At 71.6% G+C, this 7,548-nt stretch carries 1 protein-coding gene; it reads right to left on the bottom strand.

Translation table 11 applies throughout. The features are described 5' to 3' along the window. Positions 1-7,475: type I polyketide synthase (locus tag ACH4SI_RS41800; protein ID WP_398306234.1), on the bottom strand; the 7,475-nt coding region annotated here is incomplete at its 3' end. Between the last annotated feature and the right edge of the window lie 73 nt (positions 7,476-7,548).

Genomic DNA, 7,548 nt, shown 5'->3' with positions numbered 1-7,548 from the left:
TGGCCCTCGCCGTCGGCCAGCGGGACCGCGGCCCCCAGCAGCGGATGGTTCGCACCCGACAGGCCCGCGGAGCTGACATCAGTGGCCTGGGCACCGCCGTGCATCCAGTAGTGCTGGTGCTGGAAGGGGTAGGTGGGCAGTGGTGTGGCAGACGCGGGACGGCGGTCGAGGCAGGTGACCCAGTCGGGAACCGTGCCGGTGACGTGGAGCTGCGCCAGTGCGCTGAGCAGACCGGTCGTCTCGGACCGGTTCCTTCGCAGCGTCGCAACGGTGTGGACCGGGGCGGTCAGGCTCTCCTGAACCATGGCAGTCAGGGGAGCGTCGGGGCCGATCTCCAGGTAGGTGGTGACCCCCTGGCTGTGAAGGCTCTGGACGCCGTCGTGGAAACGCACCGCCTGACGCACATGACGGACCCAGTACTCGGCCGTGGTCAACTGCCCGGGCTCGGCAAGACGACCGGTGACGTTGGAGACGACCGGGATGACCGGCTCCGCGAAACGAACACCCTCCACAACCTCACGGAACTGCTCCAGCATCGGCTCCATACGAGGCGAGTGGAAAGCATGACTGACCGTGAGCCGACGGACCTTGCGACCCTGGTCCCGCCAGTGCCCGGCAACCGCCAGCACCGCTTCCTCATCACCCGACACCACGGTGGACTCCGGCCCGTTGACTGCCGCCACACCCAGCCGACCCTGCTCCAGCCAGGGAGCCAGCGAGGGCAGAACCTCCTCCTCGGACGCCTGGAGCGCCACCATCGCACCACCAGCCGGCAACGCCTGCATCAACTGCCCCCGCGCCACCACCAGACGAGCCGCGTCCTCCAACGAGAACACCCCCGCCACATGGGCCGCCGCGATCTCACCGACCGAATGACCGGCAACGTAATCCGGCCGGACACCCCACACCTCCAACGTCCGGTACAACGCGACCTCCAGCGCGAACAACGCCGGCTGCGCGAACCCCGTCCCATCGATCAGCCCCGCATCCACCCCATCCGCCTGCGCGAACAGCACCTCCTTCAACGGCCGGTCCGCGAACACGTCGAGGTGACCGCAGACCTCGTCGAGCGCCTCGGCGAACTCCGGGTACATGACGTACAGCTCATGCCCCATGCCCAGTCGCTGGCTGCCCTGCCCGGAGAACAGGAACGCCGTGTTGCGCTCCGAACTCGCCGTCCCGCGGAAGACGCCCGGGGCGGTGGTGCCCCCGGCCAGGGACTGGACGCGCCGGACCAGCTCGTCGCGGTCCGCGCCGACGACGACGGCGCGGCACGGCAACGGGGACCGAGTGGTCGCGAGCGAGAACGCGATCTCGGCCGCACTGACCTCCGGGTGCGATTCGGCGTGGACGGCCAGCCGTTCGGCCACATCGGCCAACGCCGCCTCAGTGCCCGCCGACAGCAGCCACGGAACCGGTCGATCAGCCTCAGCAGCCTCCGGGGATGTCACCGCCTCCACGGCCTGGGGGGTGGGAGTCACCTGCGGGGCGTGCTCGATGATGATGTGCGCGTTCGTACCGCTGACCCCGAACGAGGACACCGCGGCCCGCCGGGGCCGGTCGGCCTCGGGCCACGCCACCGCCTCGGTCAGCAGCTCCACCGCACCCGCGTCCCAGTCCACCTGTGACGACGGCCGGTCGACATGCAACGTGCGCGGAAGAGTCCCATGACGCATCGCCTGGACCATCTTGATGACCCCCGCCACACCGGCGGCGGCCTGCGTGTGACCGATGTTCGACTTCAGCGAACCCAGCCACAACGGCCGCCCCTGCGGACGCTCCTGGCCATACGTGGCGATCAACGCCTGCGCCTCGATCGGATCACCCAGCCGGGTCCCCGTGCCGTGCGCCTCGACCGCGTCGACATCCACCCCTGTCAGCCCGGCATTGGCCAGCGCTTGCCGGATCACTCGCTGCTGCGAGGGCCCATTCGGCGCGGTCAGACCGTTGCTCGCCCCGTCCTGATTCACCGAGGTTCCGCGGATGACGGCCAGCACCGGGTGCCCGTTGCGGCGGGCGTCCGACAGACGCTCCACCAGCAGCACACCGACACCCTCACCCCAGCCCGTACCGTCCGCCCCCTCCGCGAACGCCTTGCACCGCCCGTCGGCCGCAAGCCCCCGCTGACGGCTGAACTCCACGAACGCCGCCGGGGTCACCATCACCGCCACACCGCCCGCCAGCGCCAGCGTGCACTCACCGTTGCGGAGGGACTGCGCGGCGAGGTGCAGGGCCACCAGCGACGACGAACACGCCGTGTCCACCGTGACCGCCGGCCCCTCCAGACCGAACGTGTACGACAGACGACCGGACATGACGCTGGCCGCGTCACCGGTCACCAGGTGTCCTTCGGTCCCTTCCGCGGACCCCGCCGCGACCTGGGCGTAGCCCTGTGTGGAAGCTCCGACGAACACGCCGGTCCGGCTGGACCGCAGGGCGGTCGAGGGAATACCCGCTCGTTCGAAGGCCTCCCATGCCGTCTCCAGCAGCAGCCGCTGCTGCGGGTCCATGGCCAGCGCCTCACGCGGCGAGATCCCGAACAGCGCCGCGTCAAAACCGGCCGCGTCATCGAGGAAGCCGCCCTCAAGGGTGTAACCGCTGCCGATCTGTCCGGGGGCGTCACTGGCGAGGCTTTCCCTGTCCCAGCCTCGGTCCACCGGGAACGACGACATGGCGTCACGGCCTGACAGCAGCAGCTCCCACAGCTCCTCCGGGGAGGAGACACCGCCGGGGAACCGGCAGCTCATCGACACGATGGCGATCGGGTCGTCGTCCGGAGCCGCCACCCGCGCCGGTTCCGGCGTCTCGTCCCGTGCGCCGAACAGTTCGTCCCGCAGATGCGCCGCCAGAGCGCGGGGCGTCGGGTGGTCGAAGATGAGGGTGGCGGGCAGCGTCAGGCCGGTCGCCGACTGGAGCCGGTTGCGCATCTCCACCGCGGTGAGGGAGTCGAAGCCCAGCTCCCGGAAGGCTCGTTCCGCTTCGACCTCGTCCGGGCCGGCGTAGTCGAGCACCGCCGCGGTGTGCTTGCGCACCAGGCCGAGCAGGTGCCGCGCGCGCTCCGGTTCGGAGGCTTGGGCAAGCTGCTGCGCGAGTGCCGGGCCATCGGCCTCCTCGGTGGCCCGGGAGGGAACCGCACTCAGCCGCTGCCGCTGGACCTCGGGCAGGTCGTCGAGGAGGGGGCGAGGCCGGGCCATGGTGAACGACGGGAGGAAGCGGTCCCAGTCCATGTCGGCCACCGCGAGGAACGTCTCCTCGTGCTCCAGCGCCTCCTGGAGTGCGGAGATCGCCATCGCGGGATCCATCGCCCGCAGCCCTCGGCGGCGCAGCTGCTCGTCGGCGGTACTCTCCGCGGCCATACCGTCGCCGGCCCAGGCCCCCCACGCGACGGAGGTCGCGGCGCGGCCACGGGCCCGGCGCCGTTCGGCCAGCGCGTCCAGAGAGGAGTTGGCCGCAGCGTAGGCGCCCTGGCCGCCGCCGCCCCACACTCCCGCGTTGGAAGAGAAGAGTACGAACGCGTCCAGCTCCGCATCGCCGAGCAGTTCGTCCAGGTGCGCTGCGCCCGCCGCCTTGCCCGCGACGGCCTCGGCGAACTCGACGGGCCCGATGTCGGCCAGCGCGCCCGGTGTGGAGACCCCGGCGGCATGCACCACCGTACGGACGGTGTGGCCCTCGGAGGCCAGCCGTGTCAGTACGGCGGCCAGCTGGTCCCGGTCGGACACATCGCAGGCCATCACGCTCACCCGCGCCCCGAGGGCGGACAGTTCAGCCCGCAACTCGTCCGCCCCAGGGGCGTCCGGGCCGCTCCTGCTGGTGAGTACCAGGTGTTCCGCGCCGGTGCTCGCCAGCCAGCGGGCTACGTGCGCCCCGAGACCGCCGGTGCCACCGGTGACCAGGGCCGTGCCGGACGTGCGCCAGGAGGGCCTCGCCGCTCGCCGGTCGAGTGGTGCGCGGACCAGACGCCGTACGTATACGCCGGAAGACCGCACCGCGCACTGGTCCTCGGAGTCGAGGCCGCCGGCCAGGATGTCGGCCAGCCGCGCCGTCGCACGTTTGTCGGCCGTTTCCGGCAGGTCGACGAGCCCACCCCACCGCTCGGGGTGTTCGAGTCCCAAGACGCGGCCCAGGCCCCACAGCTGGGCCTGCGCGGGTGCCGACGGAACCGGCTTGTCGGACCGCCCGATCGACACCGCACCGCGGGTGGCCAGCCACAGCGGCGCGCTGATCCCCGCGTCGCCCAGCGCCTGCGCCAGCGCCAGCGTGCCGGTGACATACGGGCGCCACACCGGGTGGGCGTCCGTCGGCTCCTCGGCCAGGGCAAGCAGGGAGAGCACGCCGGCCACGGGGCCGTCGGCCGACGCCTCTGCGAGCGTGGCCCCGTACTCCTCCCGGCCGGCCCCGGCCATATCCAGTTCGACCCGTACGGACCGGCCTCCGAGGCCTTCGGCGGCCCCGGACAGCGCTTCGGCCCACGGCTGGTCCGCCGCCCCCGCCGGAACCACGATCAGCCAGGTGCCCGGTCGGTCCGGATTGGACGCCGGGGAGGCGGGCCGCCACGAGACCCGGTAACGCCAGCTGTCCAGGACGGCGGCGGACCGGTTCTGCTCGCGCCATGCCCACAGTGCCGGCAGCAGGTCGCCCAACGACGCCTGCCGTTCCGCGTCACCGATCTGCAGGGTCTCGCTCAGTTTCCCGAGATCCTGGCGCTCGACAGCCTCCCAGAACCGCGTCTCCGAGCCGTCACCCCCGCTTCCGACGGCAGCGGGGGGCGCATCGGGGGCCAGCCAGTACCGCTGCCGCTGAAAGGCGTACGTCGGGAGATCGGGCCGGCTCGCGGGCCGGCCGGCGAACATCGCCGGCCAGTCCACCTGCACGCCGCGGACATGAGCCTCCGCGAGCGCGGTCAGGAACCTGTCGGAGCCGCCCTCCGAACGGCGCAGCGAACCGACCGCTGCCGCGAACCGCTCGGCGTCGTGCGCGGTCTCCTCGATGCCAGTCGTCAGCACCGGGTGCGGGCTGGACTCGATGAAGAACCGGTAGCCGTCGGACATCGAGGTGCGGACCGCCCGCTCGAACTCCACTGTCTGCCGGAGGTTCCGGTACCAGTACTCGGCATCCATGGTCGTGGTGTCGAGGGGGCCTCCGGTCACCGACGAGTACAGGGTGATGTCGCACGAGCGCGGGGAGACCGGGGCGAGCGCCGTCAGCAGACGCGTACGGATCCGCTCCACGTGCGCGCTGTGCGAGGCGTAGTCGACGGGGAGCCCGCGGACCCGCACCCCCTCGGCGGCCAGCTCCGCCCGCAGCTCCTCCACCGCGTCCGGATCCCCGGAGACCACGATCGATCCGGGCCCGTTGACCGCCGCGACCGACAGCCGGTCCCCCCACCTGATCATCCGGTCCTGGACCCGCGTCAGCGGCAGGGCGACGGACAGCATCGCGCCCTGGCCGGCCAGCTCGGCGGCGATGGCCTGGCTGCGCAGCGCGACCACCAGCGCGGCGTCCTCCAGGCTGAGTGCGCCTGCCACGCAAGCCGCCGCTATCTCGCCCTGCGAGTGGCCCAGGACCGCGGCGGGCCGGACCCCGAAGGAACGCCACAGTTCGGCCAGCGAGACCATCACGGCCCATAGCGCGGGCTGGACCACGTCCACCCGCTCCAGCTCGCCCTCGCCGGAGCGCAGGACCTCGGTCAGTGACCAGTCGACGTAGGGGCTCAGCGCCTGCGCGCAGGCTTCCATCCGGTCCCTGAACACGGGTGAGGAGTCCAGAAGTTCGAGTGCCATTCCAGCCCATTGGGAACCCTGGCCGGGGAAAACGAGGGCGACTCCGCCGCCCGCTACGGCCACCCCTTCGACCAGGCCCTTCGCCGGCTCTCCGGTGGCCAGCGCATCCAGCCCGGCCATAAAGCCGTCGCGGTCGGCCGCCAGGACGACGACCCGGTGCTGGAACGCCGACCGCGTTGTGGCCAGAGACAGTCCGACGCCCTCCAACGACGAATCCTGACGCTCCGACAGATAAGATCGCAGTCGCCCGGCCTGCGCCCGGACGGCCTCCGCGCCACGCCCCGAGACCACCCACGGCAGGGTTTCGGCATGGAGCGGCGGCCGCGCCGTCGCCTCCTCGGGGGGTTCAGCCTGAGGAGCCTCCTCGATGATCACGTGGGCGTTCGTGCCACTGACCCCGAACGAGGACACGGCCGCCCTCCGGGGCCGATCGGTCCCGGGCCAGGGCACGGCCTCCGTGAGCAGTTCCACCGCCCCTGCCTCCCAGTCGACCTGGCGTGTGGGGGCGTCGATGTGCAGGCTCTTCGGAAGGGTCCCGTGGCGCATGGCCTGGACCATCTTCATGATTCCGGCGGCGCCCGCGGCGGCCTGGGTGTGGCCGATGTTGGACTTCAGCGAACCCAGCCGCAACGGCCGGTCGGCCGGACGCTCCTGCCCATACGTGGCGATCAGGGCCTGGGCTTCGATCGGGTCGCCCATCGGGGTGCCCGTGCCGTGCGCCTCCACCGCGTCGACGTCGGCAGGCGACAGACCCGCGTTCGCCAGCGCCTGCCGGATGACGCGCTGCTGCGAGGGGCCATTGGGTACGGTCAGACCGCTGCTGGCCCCGTCCTGGTTCACCGCTGTTCCGCGGATGACGGCCAGCACCGGGTGTCCCTTGCGTCGGGCGTCCGAGAGTCGCTCGACCAGCAGCAGGCCGACGCCCTCTGCCCAGCCGGTGCCGTCCGCCGCCGCTGCGAACGGCTTGCACCGGCCGTCCGCGGCGAGACCGCGCTGACGGCTGAACTCGGTGAAGGGCCCAGGAGTGGCCATCACGGCGACCCCGCCTGCCAGTGCCATGGTGCATTCGCCGTTGCGCAGCGCCTGGGCGGCGAGGTGCAGGGCGACCAGTGAGGACGAACACGCTGTGTCCACCGTGACCGCCGGCCCCTCCAGCCCGAACGTGTAGGCCAGCCGGCCGGTGGCAACGCTGCCCGCGCTGCCGTTGCCGAGGTGTCCCTCGAATTCCGCGGGGGCCGGCTGGAGGCGCGTGAGGTAGTCGTTGTACATGACGCCGACGAATACGCCGGTCCGGCTGCCCCGGAGCCGGACCGGGTCGATGCCGCCACGCTCGAAGGCCTCCCACGCCGTTTCCAGGAGCAGCCGCTGTTGCGGATCGGTGGCCAGCGCCTCCCGCGGGGACATGCCGAAGAACACCGGATCGAACTCCGCCGCCTCGTGCAGGAAGCCTCCCTCCTTCACGTAGGAGGTACCCGAGTGGTCCGGGTCCGGGTGGTAGAGCTCCTCCACGTTCCAGCCACGGTCCGCCGGGAACTCCGACACCGCGTCGGTACCCTCGGCGACCAAGTCCCACAGTTCCTCGGGGGATGTCACCCCGCCGGGATACCGGCACGCCATCCCGACAATGGCGATCGGTTCGCGAGACGCCGAGGTGAGCTCGTCGTTGCGCTCCCGCAGTCGTTCGTTTGCCTTCAGTGACGCCCGGAGCGCCGCGACTACTTGGTCATTGGCCGTGCTCATACTGTCTCCCGGATCAATACGGCGTCAG

Origin of the sequence: Streptomyces sp. NPDC021212 (assembly GCF_044332925.1) — a bacterium.
Taxonomy (GTDB): domain Bacteria; phylum Actinomycetota; class Actinomycetes; order Streptomycetales; family Streptomycetaceae; genus Streptomyces.
Note: the sequence above shows the minus strand (reverse complement) of the source record. Positions and strands in the feature narration are given on the sequence as shown.